This window comes from Armatimonadota bacterium (assembly GCA_018268395.1).
GTDB lineage: Bacteria > Armatimonadota > Fimbriimonadia > Fimbriimonadales > Fimbriimonadaceae > JAEURO01.
Window position 1 is genome coordinate 315364 of sequence record JAFDWQ010000009.1, and the last position, 18786, is coordinate 334149.

The 18786-nt window shown below is 63.6% G+C and carries 18 protein-coding genes; 6 read left to right on the forward strand and 12 right to left on the reverse strand.

What is annotated here, in order from left to right:
* Nucleotides 1-16: 16 nt before the first annotated feature.
* On the reverse strand, nucleotides 17-2101 hold the full coding sequence (locus JST30_15030) for a hypothetical protein (GenBank protein ID MBS1715640.1): 2085 nt from the start codon (nucleotides 2099-2101) through the stop codon (nucleotides 17-19).
* A gap of 100 nt (nucleotides 2102-2201) precedes the next feature.
* Between JST30_15030 and JST30_15035 the strand changes: the two genes are divergently transcribed.
* Nucleotides 2202-4145: a DUF2961 domain-containing protein gene (locus tag JST30_15035; GenBank protein MBS1715641.1), complete on the forward strand. Its 1944-nt coding sequence runs from the start codon at nucleotides 2202-2204 to the stop codon at nucleotides 4143-4145.
* 1 nt (nucleotide 4146) lies between these two features.
* Here the strand turns inward: JST30_15035 and JST30_15040 are convergent, their stop codons facing one another.
* A complete protein-coding gene (locus tag JST30_15040) occupies nucleotides 4147-4455 on the reverse strand; it encodes a hypothetical protein (protein ID MBS1715642.1) in 309 nt (102 codons plus the stop codon).
* A 17-nt stretch (nucleotides 4456-4472) separates the two neighbouring features.
* Nucleotides 4473-5855: an RNA polymerase factor sigma-54 gene (gene rpoN / locus JST30_15045; protein MBS1715643.1), complete on the reverse strand. Its 1383-nt coding sequence runs from the start codon at nucleotides 5853-5855 to the stop codon at nucleotides 4473-4475.
* A gap of 122 nt (nucleotides 5856-5977) precedes the next feature.
* On the opposite strand from rpoN, the gene JST30_15050 reads away from it, so the two are divergent.
* Complete coding sequence (locus JST30_15050; GenBank protein MBS1715644.1) at nucleotides 5978-6553, forward strand: riboflavin synthase; 576 nt, start codon at nucleotides 5978-5980, stop codon at nucleotides 6551-6553.
* On the opposite strand, the gene JST30_15055 is transcribed toward JST30_15050, so the two are convergent.
* Nucleotides 6540-8606, reverse strand: a complete 2067-nt coding sequence (locus tag JST30_15055; GenBank protein ID MBS1715645.1) for a glycine--tRNA ligase subunit beta — start codon at nucleotides 8604-8606, stop codon at nucleotides 6540-6542. The genes JST30_15050 and JST30_15055 overlap by 14 nt on opposite strands.
* Nucleotides 8607-8722: 116 nt before the next feature.
* On the opposite strand from JST30_15055, the gene JST30_15060 reads away from it, so the two are divergent.
* Nucleotides 8723-9232 carry a hypothetical protein gene (locus JST30_15060; GenBank protein MBS1715646.1) on the forward strand — a complete coding sequence of 170 codons (510 nt, stop codon included), beginning with the start codon at nucleotides 8723-8725 and terminating at the stop codon, nucleotides 9230-9232.
* 52 nt (nucleotides 9233-9284) lie between these two features.
* On the opposite strand, the gene JST30_15065 is transcribed toward JST30_15060, so the two are convergent.
* The 5 genes from JST30_15065 to JST30_15085 form a co-directional block, all read right to left on the reverse strand.
* The gene (locus JST30_15065; GenBank protein MBS1715647.1) at nucleotides 9285-10037 is read right to left on the reverse strand and encodes a proteasome subunit alpha; all 753 of its coding nucleotides are present in this window, start codon (nucleotides 10035-10037) and stop codon (nucleotides 9285-9287) included.
* Nucleotides 10034-10219 carry a ubiquitin-like protein UBact gene (locus tag JST30_15070; GenBank protein MBS1715648.1) on the reverse strand — a complete coding sequence of 62 codons (186 nt, stop codon included), beginning with the start codon at nucleotides 10217-10219 and terminating at the stop codon, nucleotides 10034-10036. The genes JST30_15065 and JST30_15070 overlap by 4 nt, the downstream gene beginning before the upstream one ends.
* A complete protein-coding gene (locus JST30_15075) occupies nucleotides 10216-11703 on the reverse strand; it encodes a proteasome accessory factor PafA2 family protein (GenBank protein MBS1715649.1) in 1488 nt (495 codons plus the stop codon). The genes JST30_15070 and JST30_15075 overlap by 4 nt, the downstream gene beginning before the upstream one ends.
* Before the next feature lies 1 nt (nucleotide 11704).
* Nucleotides 11705-13012 (reverse strand): hypothetical protein, encoded by a 1308-nt coding sequence (locus tag JST30_15080; GenBank protein ID MBS1715650.1) that lies wholly within the window; start codon nucleotides 13010-13012, stop codon nucleotides 11705-11707.
* Between the two features lie 125 nt (nucleotides 13013-13137).
* A complete protein-coding gene (locus tag JST30_15085) occupies nucleotides 13138-14010 on the reverse strand; it encodes an HDOD domain-containing protein (GenBank protein ID MBS1715651.1) in 873 nt (290 codons plus the stop codon).
* 83 nt (nucleotides 14011-14093) lie between these two features.
* Between JST30_15085 and JST30_15090 the strand changes: the two genes are divergently transcribed.
* Genes JST30_15090 through JST30_15100 form a run of 3 tightly spaced genes read left to right on the forward strand, consistent with a single transcriptional unit; the run spans nucleotide 14094 to nucleotide 16590 of the window.
* Nucleotides 14094-14621 (forward strand): DUF177 domain-containing protein, encoded by a 528-nt coding sequence (locus tag JST30_15090; protein MBS1715652.1) that lies wholly within the window; start codon nucleotides 14094-14096, stop codon nucleotides 14619-14621.
* Nucleotides 14618-15610, forward strand: coding sequence for a phosphate acyltransferase PlsX (plsX, locus tag JST30_15095; GenBank protein MBS1715653.1), 993 nt, complete (start codon nucleotides 14618-14620; stop codon nucleotides 15608-15610). Before JST30_15090 ends, plsX begins: the two co-directional genes overlap by 4 nt.
* 20 nt (nucleotides 15611-15630) lie before the next feature.
* The gene (locus JST30_15100) at nucleotides 15631-16590 is read left to right on the forward strand and encodes a ketoacyl-ACP synthase III (protein MBS1715654.1); all 960 of its coding nucleotides are present in this window, start codon (nucleotides 15631-15633) and stop codon (nucleotides 16588-16590) included.
* Between the two features lie 6 nt (nucleotides 16591-16596).
* On the opposite strand, the gene JST30_15105 is transcribed toward JST30_15100, so the two are convergent.
* The 3 genes from JST30_15105 to JST30_15115 form a co-directional block, all read right to left on the reverse strand.
* Nucleotides 16597-16806, reverse strand: a complete 210-nt coding sequence (locus tag JST30_15105) for a hypothetical protein (GenBank protein MBS1715655.1) — start codon at nucleotides 16804-16806, stop codon at nucleotides 16597-16599.
* Nucleotides 16807-16901: 95 nt separating this feature from the next.
* Entirely contained in the window at nucleotides 16902-17828 is a 927-nt protein-coding gene (locus tag JST30_15110) for a lactate/malate dehydrogenase family protein (protein MBS1715656.1), read from the reverse strand.
* A gap of 49 nt (nucleotides 17829-17877) precedes the next feature.
* Complete coding sequence (locus JST30_15115) at nucleotides 17878-18741, reverse strand: prepilin-type N-terminal cleavage/methylation domain-containing protein (protein MBS1715657.1); 864 nt, start codon at nucleotides 18739-18741, stop codon at nucleotides 17878-17880.
* Nucleotides 18742-18786: the final 45 nt, after the last annotated feature.

Below are 18786 nucleotides of genomic sequence, written 5' to 3' on the forward strand. Positions count from 1 at the left end.
GAACTAGGGATTGTACCTAAGGCAGTGGCTTGATCCGACCCGGAGCACCTTGCTGGAGGCCTTCGTACGCCTTCCTCGCGTTCGGAAGCGCCTCCTCGATCGTCTTTCGCTGATCGGCAGGCAGCTTGTCCCACGTGACCAGGCTCGACGACTCGATCTCCGGCATCAGCCGGAGCACGGCCGAATGGAACGTCTGGGGCCCGAAGCGGGACACCAACGTCAGGATCTGCATCGATCCGTTGACGAACTTGGACACGCCGGCCTCCGAGCCGACACGCTCCTGATAGGCGATGTCATAAGCCAGGTTCTGCGGCTCGACCGGATCGATCGTCGCGGACTCGATGTCCCCGTTCCAGACCCGGGCCCGGAACAACGACGACTTGTCCTTCAACGTCAGAACGAGCTCTCCGAAGCCGGGAAGACCCTCGGGCAACCGGATCGTCGGTTCATGGACCTCTTCGGGCGAGGGTCGGCGCCCGGTGTCGTCGACGTTCGGGACGGACGACACGGTCGGCTGGTCCTCGAACAACAGCACACGGAGGTCTTCCCGACCTGCCGGCCCGAGCGTGCCCACCTGGATCTTGGCACCGTCGGCCTTCGCGGCGGCACGGGCCGAAGGGTCTAAGCGGGCATAGATCCTCATGAGGCGGAAGGACTGGTTCGCGGTGAAAGCCAGGTTCCGAAGTCGCTTGTAACCAAGCTGGGCCATCATCATGCCGTAGAGGGCCTCCTCTTCGTCCTGACACCCGAGGCAATAGTCGGCGAGAGCGTCGAGGGCGGACTTCTTGGAGGACATCTCCCGACACAGTCGTGCGACGGCCTCTTTCGGCAAAGTCCGGAAGAGAGGCAGTTTATCGCCCGTCTTCGCGGTCAGGACCCCGTCTTTCACTTCGGAGTCCAAGAACCCTGTCCCGAGAAGCAAGTCCCAAGCGGCCTGAAGCTTCACAACGGAGCCGTTGCGCCGGGCTTGGGCGCCGACCATGAAGGCAAAATCCGGCACGGAAGCCACCACGTCCATTTTCTTGGCCCGCGCGCCTTGGATCAGGATGTCCGAGACCACGCACGTCATGACGTCGCTCTTCGGGAGGTCGGCCAGTTCGTTCCGGAACCAGGCCAGGGCCTTATCGGCCCCGGGTGTCTTTCCACCGAGAAACGGGCTGACCGCCGCGATCGCCAACTCCGAGTGCTCAGAAAAGGCGACGTCGCCTTCCAGCCCCGTGACGACCGACCTCGGGGTCTCGATCGACCGTTGAAGGCCCGTCGGGTCGATCGAGCATTGGGACAGGTCGTTCAGACCCGAAGGGTGCACGGTGCAGAGCGAAAACGTACCTTGGGGAGACATCGCGCTCCGGGAGTAGACGAGCAGGATGGCTGCCGGACGCTCGGCGGACACCGCCGCTTGTTGGAGCAACGGACTGTAATAACCCTCGTTCGGACGTCGCTCCGAGACCGACTCGATCGCGTCTTTCTGAACCTGGGCTTCTTTGAGGAAGGTCGCATACGCGTCCCAAACTTGTGTCGGCAGGGCTCTCTGTACCCGTGTCGGGTTCGTCGAGAACACCACGCGCCGGCTTTGGTAAAGGTCACCGAGAGCCCGGACACCGGTCAATGCCAAAACGCGCTTCAAGAACCTTCGCTGCGGGGTCTTGTCCGCGTCCTTCTCATACGCGTCCCACCTTTGTTCGTTGGAACCCTGCTCTCGGGCGACGACCTCTTTGACGGCCGCTTCGGCTTCCCCCGACGTCAGCGTATGGAAATCGGACGCTTCGTCCGTGAGCTTCGCGACTTCGGCCTCGAACGCCTTCCGTCGGATTCCGTCGCCGCGCTTTGCGGCGGCCCGATCCACCCGGAGGACCTTTCCGTCTCCGGTGTCGTCCCAGACACCCCCCGACACCTCGGCGATCAGCTTCAATCCTTCCTCGACCGACCGGTCCGTCAAGCGGATCAAAAGGTTCTTCGGTCGAAGCTCGCGCTCGACGTCCAACTTAAGCCTTGCGGCTTCGCCGAACTGCGCTACGACCGTTTCGATCGGTGCCGCGGGGAGTTCGACGGTGACGGTTCCCCTAGCGGCCAAAAGGAGGGCGATCGTAGATATCGACATGGTTAACCACTTCCAGACAGCTTCTTACACCAGTATGACGGTCGTGGTTGCTTTTCGCGTACCACCGCATTCGCCTCGAAAGCTTGTGTAGACTCTAGGTATGACGATGCTGTCGCTTGTCCTGTTGGCCCCGCAGGTGACGTTGGCCGGATTGATCCAGGACATGACCGATCCTGGGACGCTGACCCGTTACCCGGATCCCGCCTACATCACGAGACAGGCCAGCAGCTATGACCGTGCCTCTGTCAAGCCGGGCGACCCGACCTGGTTCGCCAACGCCGACGCGGGCCAGTTCATCAGGCACGAGTCCGTCGACGGCCGGATGGAGCACGTGCTGATGGACGCTTCCGGGCCCGGATGTATCGTCCGCATCTGGTCGCCGAACCCGGCAGGAGTCCTTCGGGTCTACCTCGACGGCGACCCGAAGCCGGCCTTGATCGGCAACACGGCCGCCCTCTTGTCCGGCCAAGGAGGGTTCCCGAGCCCGCTAGCGGAAGTGACGTCGAGCGGTTGGACGCTCCATTATCCGATCACGTACCAGAAGTCGGCGAAGGTCACCGTGGACGATTCGGACAAGGACGCAGGCGGGAAGATGTACTACCAGGTCCAATACCGGACGTACTCCGCAGGCACGTCGGTCGAGCCGTTCTCCGTGAACAGTGCGCAGGTCACGGGCGCCGCACAGAAACTGACGGCCGCCGTCGACAAGCCGCCGTCGACCCAAGACCGAGACTGGACGACGCACGACCTCGCCATGGGAAGTTTCGGTTTCGCCAACGGTCGGGGCCCGGGCGTGATCACGGAAATCGCGTTCCAACTTCCCCCCGAACCGAAGGACGCCGCCTGGACCGACCCTCGGAGATGGCACAACATCCTACGTAGTCAACAGATGATCGTGAAGATCGACGGGGAGAAGTGCGTCGACGCGCCACTCGGTGACTTCATGGGCGTCCCCGTCGGGGTATGGCCGCTCAAGACGCTGCCTCAAACGGCGACAAAGGACGGGCTTCTGGTCTTCAGGCTTCCGATGCCCTATCGGGACGGGTTCAACATCGAAGTCGAATGCTCGGCCAAAGTCCGGACCGTGGTCAAAATGGCGGTCAAGACGGCCCCTTATCGTTGGGACGACCGCTCGATGCACCTTTACGCGCAATGGAAGGCCTATAAGGGCGGAACGAGGCCCATGGCCGACCTGGAGTTCCTCCGGACGACGGGCAAAGGCGTCTATGTCGGCTGCAACGTTTCCGTCGACAACCCCGTCGCCGCGTGGTGGGGCGAGGGAGACGAGAAGATCTCGATCGACGGTGAAGGGTTCCCGAGCACGTTCGGCACCGGGACGGAGGACTTCTTCGGCTACGGTTGGTGCGACCCGCATTTGTTCATGCACCCGTTCCGGTCTCAAGGCCGGTGCGACGGGCCAGGCAACAAAGGCCACACCTGTGTGAGCCGGTTCCAGTACCTCGACCGGCTCCCGTTCACAAACCAGTTCCATTTCGACCTCGAGCTCTGGCATTGGGCCGACTGCCAGGTCCAATACGGCCGGACCGTCTACTGGTACGCGATGCCCGGCTCAGCCGGACCGCAGTCCGATGAAGGCGTCGAGTTCTTGCCGCCGTTCATCGATGGACCGGTCAAGGTCAAAGGCGCGGTCGAGGGCGAGGAAGCGACGATCCTTGAAAAGTCCGGCGGCGAGACGGAAGTCCAAGGGTTCGACGGCCTCTCGGGCGGCAAGCAGATCTGGTGGCGCGACGCCAAGCAAGGCGACAGGCTCGTCCTGGACGTCCCCGTCGCCGCGTCGGGCCGGTACAGGATCATCGGCAAATTCTGCTTCGCGCGCGACTACGGCGTGCACAAGATGACTCTTGGAGACCTGTCGTTCAAGCAGGACTTCTTCGGCGAACTCGGCTGGAAGTCGGTCGAGCTCGGCAAAGTCGACTTGAAGCAGGGCAAGGCCCGGTTCACGGTCGAGAACACAGGGTCCAATCCGAAGGCCGAGCCCCGGCGGATGTTCGGCCTCGATTACTTGCTGCTTCTGAAGGAGTAGCTCACTCGGGCGCCTGGGCCGAGCCGGCCGTCGAGCCGCTCATCTTGGCGCCCGCCCTTCGTGCGGCGTCTTTGGCCGCGTCGTTCACGCCGCTGCCCGATCCTTGGAGGTTCTCGCCTCCGGTGACCGGGGTCGCGCCGCCCGCCCCGGCTCCGCCGGTCAAGACTTGGACGTCCCCGCCCGTTCCTCCGGATGCCGGTTGCTGCGCCGTCGGTCCTGCGGGCTTTGACGCGTCCGTGTCTGCCGTGGGCGTCGACGAACATCCGGCACCGACGAGGAGGAGCGCCGCCAGCGGCCAAAGGCGTTTCATCGCCTTCATGATAGCCGCTACGCCGATTTTCTCCTGCGGCTCGAGAGCGTCCGGTTGCGGTCGCGGTACTTGTTGACCGTCCGTCGAGCGACCTTGATCCCCTGGGCGTCCAAAATCCGAGCGATCGATTCGTCGCTCAAGGGACTGTCCGGGTTTTCCGTGGCCAAGATCTCTTCGATCAGCTTCTGGACCCTCAGGGCAGGCTTGAAGAACACCTCGAAAGGTACGACTTCGCCGTTCGCGAGTTGGACGAACTTGCGGTTCGTCGCCCGGCTGACGGTGCTCTCGTGCGTCCCCAGGTCTTGGGCCATCTGACAACGCGTCAAGGGGACCAGGAATCGGTACTCGCCTGTCGAGACGAACCCGTGCTGCCGCTCGATCAGATACTGGCCGATCCGCCGCATCAGGAGCCCCCGTTGCGACAGGGCTTCGATGAACCGGTTCGCCCTTTCCAGGAACTCGCCCACGTGCCTCTTCTCGTCCTTCGGTGGTCGCGACATCGCTTCAAGCTCTTGCCGTCGCCGCTCGTAGCCACGAGCGAGCCTCAACGACCCCTGTCCGGGGCCGGTGACGTCGATCGTCCAACCGCTCTCGTCTCGGTGCAAGACCAGGTCCGGATAGGCCGTGGAAACAGGCTCACGGGACTGGACGGTCGCCGGGGCGTACCCTTCGCCCGGAAACGGGTTGAGGCCGATGATCACTTCCATGGCAGACTCGACGAGCTCCGCCGGCACGCGATAGCGCTTTCGGATCGATCGTAAGTCTTTGGCCACCAGTTCGTCCCAGTCGTTCCGGACGATGAGCCGCGCGAGTTTCTCCGCGTCGCTCTGGGCGAACCGGAGCTGAAGGTTGAGGCACTCTTTGAGATCCGCCGCACCGACCCCGAGCGGCTCGCACGTCTTGAGGGCCTCGAAAGCCTCTTGGGCTTCTTCGAGGCTGACATGGCAAGCCAGAGCCACTTCCTCGGGCTCTGACGTCACATAGCCGCGCTCGTTGACGCTACCGACGAGGTACTCGACCAGCAGGGCGGGCGAAGAAGGAAGCTTCGCGGACAGCTGGGCCCGTAAGTGGTCGGCCAGCGAGTCCGTCATCGCCGTCAGCTCCACCCAGTCGACTTCCGACGCCGTGTCTTTGGGCAAGGACCTCCAGAGTTCGTGGCATTCGCCCGAGGGGGACAGTTCGCCCGGGGCCACGATTTTCAGGATCTCGTCCTGCGAAGGCGCCGACGGCCCGTCATCGATACGCTCTAAGGCGGGATTCTCGTTGATCTCCGATTCGACGAACTGCTCGAGTTCGACTTGGCTGAGTTCGAGCACTTGGCTCGAGAGGATGACTTTGGGGTCGATCCGCAGGGTCGTCCCTGTCCGAAGCGTTTGTCCGAAGTCGATCCGTCGTGCCATGTCGTCCCTCCTGGGTGCCACTCTTGATCATTGGCTTCTGACACCGCCGACAGACCCACGAAAGTACGGGACTCCAGGTCTCGAACGACCGGCTTTGACCGTTTCCAACGTACACTTCCCGTATGTTCACGGGCATCGTCCAGGCCGTGTCCGAGGTTTCCGCTTTCGAGGACGGCAGGCTCGTCGTCAACGACCCCGGCACCTGGCGCAGCGATCCTTTCCGACTTGGCGAGTCCATCGCGGTGAACGGGTGTTGTCTGACGCTGACCTGCTATTCCGAGGGCTTGGCGTTCGACCTTAGCCATGAAACGCTCCGCCGAACGGCGCTCTGCCGGTTGAGCCATGGGGGACGGGTCAATCTGGAGCGCGCGCTCCGGATGGAGGACCGACTAGGAGGTCACTTCGTCCAGGGCCACGTCGATGCGACCGGCACGTTCCTTGGCCGACGTCCGGAGGGGAACGCCTTCGTTTTCCGGTTTTCCGTACCGGATGACCGCTACATCGTCGACAAAGGTTCTGTGACGCTCGATGGGATCAGCCTCACCGTCGTCGGACCGACGGGCGGCGAGTTCGACGTCTGGGTCATCCACCACACGATGCGGCACACGACGCTCGGCGACCTCTCTCCGGGCGATCCGGTCAACGTCGAATACGACATGCTCGCCCGGTACGTCGAGCGGCTTCTTAGCCGGGAATGACGACCTTCGTGAAGTCGCCCGCCAACTTGAACACCGCGTCGCACTCGGCCAGCATCCCAAGCCTCGCGTTCCGCACAGCGGGGTCGTCGACCATGACCATCGTCGAATCGAAGAACGCGTCGATCGGCGCGGCCAAAGGTCGGACGGCCGCGATCAGACCCTCTTTGTCCTCAGCCTGACAGGCCTGCTCCGCGAGGGGTCGTTGACGGACGACGGCGGCCCAAAGCGCCGAACCTTCGTCGGACTGAAGGCCGTCCTCGTCCCATGCCTTCGAAGAGTCGAGCGCGCCCTTCTTCACGGCGGCGGAGACGATGTTCGTCGGCCTGAGCGCTGTCCGGACGAAGTCTGCGTCCTGAGCGAATGCGGACATTACCAAGACGCGGAACCGGACCGCCCTCGGGTCGGCCAAAGAGGCCCCCTCGAGCTTCGCGGCATCGACGACGTGGTACGGCGCTCCATCGAAGTCATAGGACGCGTAACGGTTGTCGAGAAGGTCGAGGAAAGACGAGCGGGCGGTTTCGGTGTCGAGCACTACGCCTTGACGGGCGTACCCCTCAAGGGCCGCATCGAAGGCAGGTAGGAACGATCCTGGACGCGACGGCCAGTCGCGGAGGGCGATCTGGATCAGCATGTTCGCCGCGCGGCGCAGACCGAACGGGTCGCTCGAGCCCGAAGGGACTTTGCCGATGCCCAGGAAACCTGCGAGCTTGTCGAGCTGGTCGGCCGCCGTCAACCGAAGGGCCGTCCTCGCTCCGGCACAGTCTGCCTGCTCGTTCCGGGTCAGGTCATAGTGCGACCAAACGGCCCAGCACACGGCGTCCGGTCGACCCTCGCTGCGCGCGTACTCGCCACCGACGACGCCCTGAAGTTCGTCCAGTTCCGACACGAGTCCCGTGGTCAAATCCGCCTTTGCAAGGCGTCCCGCCTCGGCCGCCCACGCCGCTTCTTCCGCGTCGGCACCCGACCAAAGGGCGACTTTCGAGGTCAGCGACGACAGCCGCTCCGCCCTTTGTCGCACGTTGCCCAAGGCGTCGTGATAGCTCATTTGCGCCGTCCGCTCCAGAAAGTCCTCGAGCGTGTGCTTCCGGTCTTCCTCATAGAAGAACCGAGCGTCGTTGAACCGCGCGTTCAGGACCCAAGCGTTGCCTTCGCGGACGACGTCCTCCACGCCGCCGTTCCGCACCGCGACGAACCGGTTGGTCAGCCTGCCCTGACCGTCTCGGACGGGGAAAAACCGTTCGTGCTTGGCCATGACCGTCGTCAAGACCGGGTCAGGCAACTCTAAGAACTCCGGTTTGAACTCACCGAGATGGACTTCCGGCCATTCCGTCAGGTTCGCGTTCTCGACCACGAGCTCTTCGGGCGCCTCACCGGCGAGCTCCAAGACGCGGCTCCGAACGGCGGCCGCGCGCTGGTCTTGGTCCAGCCGGACGTTCCGGGCGGTCAGGCCTGCGTCGAGTTCGGTCAGGCACTTGGCCTCGAACGTTCCGGTGCTCCAGAATCGGTGTCCCGTGCTCGTCGCGCCGGACGCGACCCCTTCGATCGCGAAAGGGACGGTCTGACCGTCGAAGACGGCCAAGATCCACCGGATCGGCCGGGCGAAGCGCAGCGTCCCGTCGGCCCATCGCATCGTCTTGGGCCAGGAAACGTCCTGCACAGCGGCGGGCAGGTACTCGGCCAAGAGTTCGGCCGTCGGCCTTCCTCCGGTCCTCTTCGTGACCCACACGTACTCGGCGTCGTCCGTCACTTGGGCCAAGTCGGCGCCTTGACCCCGGCAGAACCCCTCCAGGGCCTTCGTGGCCTTGCCTTCGGAGTCATACGCCGCCTTGAGCGACGGGCCCCGGACCGTCGCCTCCTGGTCAGGCTGCCGGTCGGCGACGTCGGCGACGGACGTGACCAGCCGTCGGGGCGTGTACTTCGTCGTGACGCTTCCCATAGGCACGCCGGCTTCGGACAGACGCTTGATGACCGCCTCGGAAAGCTCTTGTGCCGCCTTCGCCACCGAGCCTGCGGGAAGCTCCTCGCAGCCAAGTTCGAAAAGCAGCTCGGGCATATCGTTCGAGTTTACCGTCGGCCCTGAGGCTCAAGCGTTTCGCCCAGGGCTTGATTCTAAGTAGAATAGCCGTGCCCGATCGGATTGGGCCCGTGAGCCCCTCACGGAGGAGAAACATGAGGACACTGATCGCTCTGGCGGCTTTGAGCGCCGCTTCATTCGCATCGGCTCAGACGATTTCGACGCCGACGAACCTTGCGCTGCGCCTTGGCGCCGCGTATCCGATTGACAACACCACGCGCGACAACATCCGCAGCTTTATCGGCGTGGGCTTCGACTATTTCTTCCAGAACAGCCTGTTGCCGGGCGGTGAGACGTACATTTCGGGCGACTGGCTCGGCAAGACGTCCAGCGGCGACAAGGGCAACATTTTCCCCTTCATGATCAACCAGCGTTGGTACAACAAGGGTGCGGAGCTGGACTATGGTCGGAAGTCGTACTTCTTCTTGGGCGCTGGCTTGGCCGTCGTCGACGTCACGTCGACGAAGACCGTCCTCGCGGGCCGCGCAGGCTATGGCATGGAGTTCGGCGAGCACATTTTCGGCGAACTCACCTTCGTGATCAGTGACGACGCGCACGGTGCGCGCGCCAACTCGATCGGTGGCTATATCGGCTACCGCTTCTAAGCCCGGCTCACACGGAACATCAAGAGGCCTCTTCGCTCTGAGCGAAGGGGCCTTACTCTTTTCGTTTGACAGCTTCGATGACGTCGTCAGCGGCCGCTCCGAGTTCCGAACCGGAAATCTCACGCACGCCTTGACGGTCGAGCACGAACGCCGACGGCAAGATTTTCCGAAAGCCTCCGGTCGCCGAATCCAAGTCGGCGGCTATGTCCAACATGGTCAGGCCTTCCTTCAAAACATCGCCGAACGGCCGATTCGCCCATGGCCCTTTCGTCCGGATCAGATACTCGAAGACACCCCGGATCCTCTCCGACCCTGATCCGGCACACGCATAGTCCGAGCTCTGGAACCTTGCGCCCGCCGCGTCGAAGAAGTAGACGCCGAACGAGTCCGTCGACTTGTCGTAGGCGGCCGCGATCGGCAAGAACAGGCCGAGCCCCTCATTGACGGCAGGCAGGTTTCCGCGTAAGGCCCGGCTGATCTCCATCAGCTTGCCCTCGGACGAGATCTCGACCAGGTTCAGCCTCTCGTAATACTTGAACGAGTGCCTGAGGTACCGCCCGATCTCGATCGAACGGGCATAGGCGCCGCTGATGGCGACGACGACCGTATCGTCGAGCGGGAGGATCTTCTCCGCATGTTCGTACATGATGAGGTTCCCCATCGTCGCACGCCTGTCGGCCAGCACGAGGATGCCCTCGTCATACCGGAGGGCGAGAACGGTCGTCCCGTGAACCTGGAAATCCTGGACAGGGGCCGCCTCGAATCCGACGAGTTCGGCGAAGCCCCCTTGGCCGCCTCGAGTCATTGACCGGATCTCTGCCTGTACTTCTTCGCTTGGTTCGGATCGATGTTCTTCATCCTTTTCAGCAGTTCGCTCGGCACTTTGGGCCGGTCGATCCCGGGCTTCGAGGGCCCGTCGTCGTCGACCGATTTGCGTTCGGGCTCCGTGAGTTCTCGCCGTTGGATCCGTTCAGTATTGACCGTCATCGTCGTTCCTCGAGGGCGTCCAAGAATTCGTCGAGCGAGTCTACGGACTCCAACGACTCAGGATAGCACCCGTCCGGTGCCAACGCGGCGGTCCGGACGCCCGCTTCTGTTTCAAACGTCAACCGCCCCCAGGACGCTCCCTTGAGCGATGAAGAAAAGGACCGCACGGCCTTGCCTCTTGCCCGGGCCCGGGTGCTCTCATGGCACCTTTCGAGCCGGGACGCCTTGATCTCTTGGGACACGGCCGGCTCCACCATTCCCAGTCCCGCCATGACGGCGTACAGACCGTCCACCGGGTCGACGTCGTGATAGGCTAGGTCGGTCGACCGTGCCACGGGGTCGCTCCAATCGGAATCCGACTCCTCCAGATAGGCTCCGATAGCCCGACCTTTCGCCGCCCAGTCGACCGTACGGGCGAAGTCCTCTGGTGCAGAACGGACCAGGTCTGCCGTTCCGCAGCACTCTCTTCCTTCTTGGAGGGCCTCTTCGACACCCGGGAACGACGGGTCCAAGAACCTTTCGGCGGCCTCGACGTACGATGCGATGACGGATGCGGCCGTCGTCCAGTTGCCTCCTTCGAGGGCGATCCGTCCTTCTCCCGTCAGATCGCGGCTCACGGCCTGGAACGATCCCACCGGGTCGCTCAGCCGCCAAACCGGGGCCCGCTCCACGGACTCGAGCCAGAGAGCGAGCTTGACCAGGCCGACTTTTCGGCGGACGGCCGTGCCGATACGGTTGGCGTCTCCGCAGATGACGTGAAGCCGCATCCAACGTTCCGGATCGGCGTGAGGTTCGTCCCGGGTGTTGAAAACGGGCCGTCGGTACAGCGTGTCGACGCTCCAGACTTCGGTGAAAAAATCGGCCCGTTGCGACATCTGATAATCGCAATGGACCCCTGATTCGGAACCGACCTTCCCGGCTCCGCACAAGAGTTGCCTCGCGATGAGGACGGGAAGGACGGCGCTGCTCGTTCGGGCGAACCCGAGGTACCGCGGCACCAAGTAGTTCTCGTGGGTGCCGTACGACGCGCCGTGCCCGTCCGTGTTGTTCTTGTACAACGTGACGGCCAGACCGTGGTCCCGGGAGAATCCGGCCGCTGCGTCAAGGACGGCGCTTTCACCCGCCGCGTCCTGACGTTCCAGTTCCAGAAGGCTCCAGCACTCGGGGGTCGAGTACTCCGGGTGGCCGTGATCGTTGTACAGCCGCGCACCGTTCGGAAGGACCACGTCGGACCGCACGTCTTCGTCCATCGTCGGGCGACGGCCCACGTCGAACTTCGCGTCCTCAGGGTCGACGGCCAGAGCCTGCTGGACGAAGCCTCTCAGGTCGGCCCTTGGGGATTCGGAACGGTAGTCCCAAACGGAACGACGCCCGTACGGAGAACTCCGTACGAGCGCCATCGCATCGTCGACCTGATCGCCCGCTCCCCGGCCCTCGACCGCCAGACCGTACTCGGTCTCCAGTCCGACCAGGATCGGCCACATCCTATCGGAAGACGACGAATCCGCCGGTCCTCGGGAACGGGAACGTCGCGTTGCCGACGACGTTCGAGACCGAGAAGGTGCCCGACCGCACGACGCCGCTTGACTTCGTATAGAAGACCTCGCCCGTGGCCCGAGGCTGGGCACCGGCGTCCGGAAGCTGCTCAAGGGAGTAGAGCCTCAGGACGCCCTTCGTCCCGCCCGTAAAGTCGGCCACACCCTGCCAGCACGCGGTGATCGTCCCGTTCGAGTTGCGGTTGAACATTACGAACTGGTGCGAGGTCGTCGAACGGGTCGACGGGATCGCGACGGCGCCGAACTCACTCAGGTTGGAGAGCACTTCGGTGTAGGCCCGGTAGAACCCCTGGATGGCGTTGATCTTTTCCGTACCGAACGGATCGCGGGGATCCGGCTCCATGACGGTGAAGATGCCCGGAGCCTTGTTCGCGCCAAGCGTCACGGGCTTGGTCATGATGCCCGAGTCGATGACGATCGGGCTGAGATTGTCGTAGGCGGCTTCCTCGCGGCCGCTGACCGTGAAGAAGTGGCCCGAAATCCCGATGAGGTCGCCTGAGAAGTGGACCATTTCGGCACGCTCGCCGTTCTGGAGCAACGGTCGCTGAGCCGCCGGCAGGCTGGACACGTCGAACGCGATCATGTCGCTCAGGAAGCCGGTCAAAGCCCCGGTGACCTGAGAGTAGTTCTCAGCTTTGAACTGGGCGGCGTCGAAAGCAATGCCGTTGGTCGCGTCCCACGTGAGCATGGCGTCGTTCAACAGCACCTGCACCGACGTCTGCCGTCCCGGGAAGAGCTGCATATTGAGCTTGAAGAAGTTGTTCGCCGAATCGCCCGCGACCAAGAACGGGGGCCCGGAGTAGACCGTCACGGGTTGACCGCCCTGCTCTTCGTCCATCTGGGCGATCTCGAGCGGGAACTGCGTGTAGGTCTTGCTCGCGGAACCGACCGACATCGGAACGTCGAAGACAAAGTGGTTCAGGGTGTAGCCGTCCAACTGGACACGGATCGCCGATCCCGATCCTTGCAGGTCCTTGGGCCAGTAGTCCGTCGGCGAGTTGAAGATGCGGATGTTGTTCATGACCGCGATCTGCGAACCCGGAGCGCGCCGGCCCTGTCCGGACAGGTACAGGATCTGGACTTGGGCGTTCGGCTTCAAGTTGACGGTCGGGATGGTCCGATCGGTACCGCCGCCGCCACCACCGTTGTTGCCGTTATTTATGCCGTCCAGGCCGCTTCCGCCGCCACAACCGATGACCACGGCACCAGCCGTAAATGCGATCAACCACTTCTTCAAGGTAGCTACCTCGTCGCCGGGCCGTGAACGGCCAAGCTCGAACGCCACCAGGATAGCAGTCCGGGCGGGGGAAAATCAAGCTGGCCGGCCTCGTCCGGGCCACTTCCACAGAGGTAGACGGACTGTCAGGCGCACTTGGTTCGGGCCTTTGCCAGGACCACGTCCACACGTCCTGCAGCGAGGACGGCCGCTTCTGCGATCCCGCACATTCCGGTTTCGTCCGTTCCGATATCGGACGGTTGCAGCGGTGGACAGGCGTCGCAGATCCCCATCGTGTTACCGAGTTGGTGCGCTACTGACGCCGCGACCGCCACCCGTTTGATGTCCGCGGCCATCGTCGATATGTCTCCGTGATGGGCCGAAGCTCCGTTCGAGGCCGTAGACGGGAAGGCGTATTGAGCGAGGGCCGCACCGCCGACGGCTTGATGGTCGAAACCGAGCGACTGGACTTCGGCTTCGTGGAGCGCGAGCCCCGCCCCGGCCAGGCCGGTCAAGACCGCTCCGTAACGCCCTTGGAGCGAGCCCGCCAACAACAGGACGCCCACGTTGTGCAGAAGTCCGGCCATTCTCGCTTCGGCCGGGTCGGCCCCTTCCTGCTGCGCCAAATGGGCGGTACCCGCCGAAGTCGCGACGGCGTGGCGGACGAACGCGTCCGGATCCAGGCCCGCCTTTGCGGACGTCAGGTCTGCCAACTGGCACGCTCTGACGAACTGGGCGGCGAAGACGACGTCGTCGCACCCGTGACAGTCGAACGCCTGCGTCAGGTTCTGATAGACGACTCCCGGTTCGCCGACGAGGCCTCCGGAGAGGACGCCGCACACCTGACCGATGAGGCGCGCGTCCTGCGAAAGGGCGCGTTCGGCCATGGGCCGGTTCCCGTAAAGATGGGCCAAGGCGCTCAAGTTCTGAAGGCACTGCCGCGCTCCTTCGCCGATGCCCCCCAGCACCGACGGAACCGAGACGCCCTCGACGCCTTTTCCAAGCCTCGAGGAGATCATATGAACTTCCATTTCTCATCATCGGCCCCTGGGCGGCGGACACCAGGGCCGGGGCCGAAACAGCGGTAGAATTGCAGGCGGCCATGAAACGCGAGGGCCTTCTCGACCTGAACGAGGCGGTCCAGCATCCCGGCAAAAAGCTGACCTTCGCGATCGTGACGCGCCTTGATCAGGAAGCGGACATCGACCTCCTCGACCCGGTGAGCGGCGAGTTACAGGCCGTCAGCACCGGAAACCTGTTGTTGCTGGACTCGAAGTTCTCCACCCGCGCGGTGTCGGAGTGCGCCCGGTGCGGCGCGCCGATCGACTGCGAGGTCTCGTTCGTCATGTCGGACCAGTTCCAAGTGGAAGGGGTTCCCGCATCGTATTCAAGGGACGGGTACGCTCGTGTCGTCACGGACGAGCCCGAACCGATGTTCAACGAGAACGCGCTGATCGTGGACAACTATGTCCGCCAAGGGCTCCTGATCAACCTTCCGGCACAACCGCTCTGTTCGGGGAGTTGGGACGTCCCTTGCCCAGAGGGTCGTCCCGACACTGTCCAGACCGAACCCACAGTCCACCCTGCCCTCAAAGGACTCGCCTCCCTGAAGACCGAGGACGACGAATGAAGATCGCCGTCGACGCCATGGGGGGAGACCACGCCCCGAAGGAGATCGTCCAAGGCGTCATCGAAGCTTCGCCGCTCGTCGGGCACGAACTCTTGCTCGTCGGTCGGCCGGACGCGGTGCGCGCCGTTTCTCCGGACGGCCTGCCCGAAAACGTGACGATCGTCTCGGCTTCGGAGGTCATCGAGATGGACGAGAAGCCGATCGAGGCGATCCGGAAGAAGAAGGATTCGTCGTTGGTCTTGGCGGCGAACCTCGTCAAATCGGGCGAGGCCCAAGCGCTCGTCTCGGCAGGCAACACAGGTGCGGCGACAGCCGCGTCGCTTCTGGCTTGGCGACAGATCGAAGGCGTCCACCGTCCAGCCATCGCCAGCGTCCTACCGAACGCGTTCGGACACTTTCTCTTGCTCGACGCCGGGGCGTCCCCCGACGTCGACCCCGTCCACTTGCTCGAGTTCGGCCAAATGGGGCGCGCCTATGCCGAGAAGGTCATGGGCAAACCGTCGCCCAAAGTCCACTTGCTCAACATCGGCGAAGAGCCCGGCAAAGGCAACGCGTTCGCCAAGGAGGCCTATGACCTGATGGCCAAGCACGACTGGTTCGTCGGCAACATCGAAGGTCAAGACATGTTCCACTCAAGGTGCGACGTGGTGGTCTGCGACGCCTTCGTCGGTAACATCGTTCTCAAGACGGCCGAAGGCGTGGCAGAATTCATCGTCGATGAAATCCGGTCGCAGGTCCCGACGGGCCTGCCGCGGCTCCTGTACTTGCCCATGAAGCGCGTCATGGCGCCTTTGAAAAAGAAGATGGACTATGCCGAATACGGCGGCTCCCCCTTGCTCGGATTGAACGGGATCTGTGTCATCGGGCACGGACGGAGCAACGCCAAAGCGATCAAGAACGCGATCCTGATCGCGGTGAAGGCGGCCGAGAACGACCTGGTCGGGACGATCCGAGGGTACATGTCCGAGGAAAAGGTGGCCTGCCCGTGACGCGCGCCGTCGTCGACTCGATCGGTCACGCGGTTCCGGACAGGGTTCTGACCAACGCCGACCTTGAAAAGATGGTCGAAACGTCGGACGAGTGGATCGTCCAGCGGACAGGCATCAAAGAACGCCGGGTCTGCGGGCCGGACGAGACCGCGGCCACGCTGGGAACGACGGCAGCCCTCGAGGCTCTGGAACGGGCCGGGACGCGCCCCGACGAGGTCGATCTGGTCGTCTGCGGGACGGTCACGGGCGACTATCATTTTCCGTCCACCTCATGCCTGATTCAAGACGCGATCGGCGCCTCGAGGGCAGGGGCTATGGACGTCGGCGCCGCGTGCGCAGGCTTCATTTATGCGCTCGACGTCGCGGCGTCGATGATCGAGTCGGGCCGATTGAAGACTGCGGTCGTCGTCGGGGTCGACGTCCTTACGAAGTACGTCGATTGGACGGACCGCTCGACTTGTGTCCTCTTCGGCGACGGAGCCGGCGCCGTCGTCATGAAGGCCCACGAGGACTCCGACCGCGGGCTGCTGCAGACCGTCCTTCTTTCGGACGGGTCCGGAGCCAAACACATCGTGTGCGAACTTGGCGGCTCCCGCTACCCGGTCGGCGCACCGTGGTCAGAAGGCAAGCAGTGCAAGATCGACATGAACGGAGCCGAGGTCTACCGGTTCGCGGTCAACGCCATGGGCGACGCCTGTTGCCGGGCCCTCGACCTTGCGGGAATGGAAACGTCGGACATCGACCTGTTCGTCCCGCACCAGGCCAACCTTCGGATCATCCAGTCCGCACAGAAGCGGCTCGGACTTCCCGACGAGAAAGTCTTCGTGAACGTCCAGAAGTTCGGGAACACGAGCGGAGGTTCGATCCCTCTGGGCCTCTATGAAGCCGAGCAGGAAGGGCGTTTGAAGCGGGGAGACGTCGTGATGACGGTCGGGTTCGGTGCCGGTCTGGTCTGGGGCGCCAACCTGATCAAGTGGTGAGCCGGCTCAAGCGGCGACGACAGGACGCTCTTCGAGGCTGACCGTCAACTCCCGGGCCAGCAAGCCTCGGCAGAGATCGGTCACATGGACCTTGTCCAGGTCCTCCCGTTCCAACATCCTTCTCAAGTAGACGGCCAGTTCTTCCGCCTCCCCTCGCGTCAGTTCCAGACCGACGTCGACGAGGTTCCGGCCCGCTTCATAGTCCCAGATACGCATGACGTTCTCCCTGGAACCCTTTCGGACACCAGCCCCAAAGGATTGTCGGTCGTCCCAGGCCCGCTCTCAACGGGCCCGGGACGAATCTGGGCCGATCAGGCTTGAACCTGGGCCCAAGTATCCTTCAGGCTCTGGGCGCTCTTGACCAGTCCTTCGCGTTCTGCGTCGCTGACGGCCGGCTCCCAGATTTGGACCGCGCCCTTGCGACCGACGACCGTCGGCATCGAGTAGGACACGTCGTTGACCCCGAGCGCGCCCGTCTGCAAGGCGGAAACGGTCAGGACGCGACCGTTGTCCAAGGCCATCGCGTTCACGACCTCAGCGATCGACATCCCCACGGCCCGACCGGCGCCGCCCTTCTGGCGGATCACTTCGGCACCACTGGTCTTCGTCGCGGCGAAAACCTCTTCGCCGAACGACTGCGAGTAACCGGGGACGGTCGCGATGGCAGCCCCTCCGACCGTCGCGGAGGACCAGATCGGGACCATCGAGTCGCCGTGCTCGCCAAGGATCAAAGCCTTGACGTCCATCGCGTTCACTTTCATCCTGTCGGCAAGCAACGCCCGGAAGCGGGCGGTGTCGAGGACCGTGCCGAGACCGATGACTTGGTGCTTCGGAAGGATCCCTGCCTGGATAGCGAGGTAGGTCAAGATGTCGACCGGGTTGCTGACGACCAAGACCGTGGCCGAGTCCGGCAACTTGACTTTCTTGAGCTCTTCGACGATCCCCTTGAAGAGTCCCACGTTGCGGTTGATCAGGTCCAAGCGGCTCTCGTCCGGTTTGCGCCTCAGGCCCGCCGTGATGACGACGCAGTCGCTGCCGTCGACGACACCGTAGTCCCCGCTCGTGAACGTCTGACCGCCGACCAGCGACGCGCCGTGCCGCAGGTCGAGGGCTTCGCCGGCCGCCATGTCGGCGTTCGCGTCGACGAGTGCGATTTCCCGGACGATTCCTGTGATCTGAAGGGCGAAAGCGGCGTCGGAACCGACCCTGCCGCCACCGCCGACAATGCTGACTTTCATGGTGTACGGGATCGATTATGCCGACGCGGGCGGCTTCAAGTTGGGCCTGCTAGCGCAGGTCCCAAAGGTACTTTCCGGTCTCCATGATCTGGCCGCCCCAGTTCGGGCGCACGTCGCAGCCTTCGGCGATCTGCGTCAGCGTCCGAGTCTTCGCGCTTCCGTCGGCCATGATCGTGGTCAAGCGGCCACCGTGCCAGGGAAAGAGCCCGCCGTGCTGCAACCTGCGAGGCGGCTGCGGGTCGCCCCAGCCTCGGGACACGGCATAGACACGGTTGTTCTCGTAACCCGATAGGTTGAAGCTGTCCGACCGGTCGAAGGCGACGTAGCGGCAGGGTGGGACGATAAGATAGCTTCCACCACCGGACGGACGACCGTCGGCGGAAACCTGCCACACGCTGTCCCCGAAAACCAAAGTCCGGGACAGGTCGCCGATTTCGGACGTCAACCGTGGCCGGGCGGTCCAAGTGCCGTTGCGTTCGCGGACGATCGGAGACAGATAGATGCTGTTAAAGCCCGTATTGGCGCGCGTCGAGACAGTGTAGTAGCGCTCGACGCTGTTCCCGACCATGATGTCCCCGTCGAAAACGGGATCGAGGCCGGGCCGGATCCCGGTGTCGGACGGGCATCGGACGACGTCGAGCCCACGCATGTACGGGTAGACGAGCTGCACCCAAGTCCGGTCTTTTTCGGGGTTCTCTTCGGTCCCGGCGTACTTGGAAACGAAGTACTTGTCCTCGTAATCGACTTGGTACAGGTTCGAAGCAAAGCTGGTCTGCTTGAAGTTGCTGACGCAGACCGTCGCCCGGGCTTCTTCCTTCGCTGCGGCGAACACGGGAAGCACAAGGGCGGACAGCACAACGACGATCGCCATTGCGACTAGCAGTTCCGTCAGCGTGTACCCGCCTCTTTTCACCTGGCAGTCACCCTCTTGTCTGCGATTATATCACCGACCTTGGTC

Bases quoted from the DNA above. Each gene is read 5' to 3' on its own strand.
- JST30_15065 (MBS1715647.1), bottom strand. From the start codon at position 10,037: ATGACTCGAGGCGGCCAAGGGGGCTTCGCCGAACTCGTCGGATTCGAG.
- JST30_15035 (MBS1715641.1), top strand. From the start codon at position 2,202: ATGACGATGCTGTCGCTTGTCCTGTTGGCCCCGCAGGTGACGTTGGCC.
- JST30_15085 (MBS1715651.1), bottom strand. From the start codon at position 14,010: ATGATCTCCTCGAGGCTTGGAAAAGGCGTCGAGGGCGTCTCGGTTCCG.
- JST30_15110 (MBS1715656.1), bottom strand. From the start codon at position 17,828: ATGAAAGTCAGCATTGTCGGCGGTGGCGGCAGGGTCGGTTCCGACGCC.
- JST30_15075 (MBS1715649.1), bottom strand. From the start codon at position 11,703: ATGTGGCCGATCCTGGTCGGACTGGAGACCGAGTACGGTCTGGCGGTC.
- JST30_15055 (MBS1715645.1), bottom strand. From the start codon at position 8,606: ATGCCCGAGCTGCTTTTCGAACTTGGCTGCGAGGAGCTTCCCGCAGGC.
- rpoN (MBS1715643.1), bottom strand. From the start codon at position 5,855: ATGGCACGACGGATCGACTTCGGACAAACGCTTCGGACAGGGACGACC.
- JST30_15060 (MBS1715646.1), top strand. From the start codon at position 8,723: ATGAGGACACTGATCGCTCTGGCGGCTTTGAGCGCCGCTTCATTCGCA.
- JST30_15040 (MBS1715642.1), bottom strand. From the start codon at position 4,455: ATGAAACGCCTTTGGCCGCTGGCGGCGCTCCTCCTCGTCGGTGCCGGA.
- JST30_15050 (MBS1715644.1), top strand. From the start codon at position 5,978: ATGTTCACGGGCATCGTCCAGGCCGTGTCCGAGGTTTCCGCTTTCGAG.
- JST30_15105 (MBS1715655.1), bottom strand. From the start codon at position 16,806: ATGCGTATCTGGGACTATGAAGCGGGCCGGAACCTCGTCGACGTCGGT.
- JST30_15090 (MBS1715652.1), top strand. From the start codon at position 14,094: ATGAAACGCGAGGGCCTTCTCGACCTGAACGAGGCGGTCCAGCATCCC.
- JST30_15030 (MBS1715640.1), bottom strand. From the start codon at position 2,101: ATGTCGATATCTACGATCGCCCTCCTTTTGGCCGCTAGGGGAACCGTC.
- JST30_15070 (MBS1715648.1), bottom strand. From the start codon at position 10,219: ATGACGGTCAATACTGAACGGATCCAACGGCGAGAACTCACGGAGCCC.
- plsX (MBS1715653.1), top strand. From the start codon at position 14,618: ATGAAGATCGCCGTCGACGCCATGGGGGGAGACCACGCCCCGAAGGAG.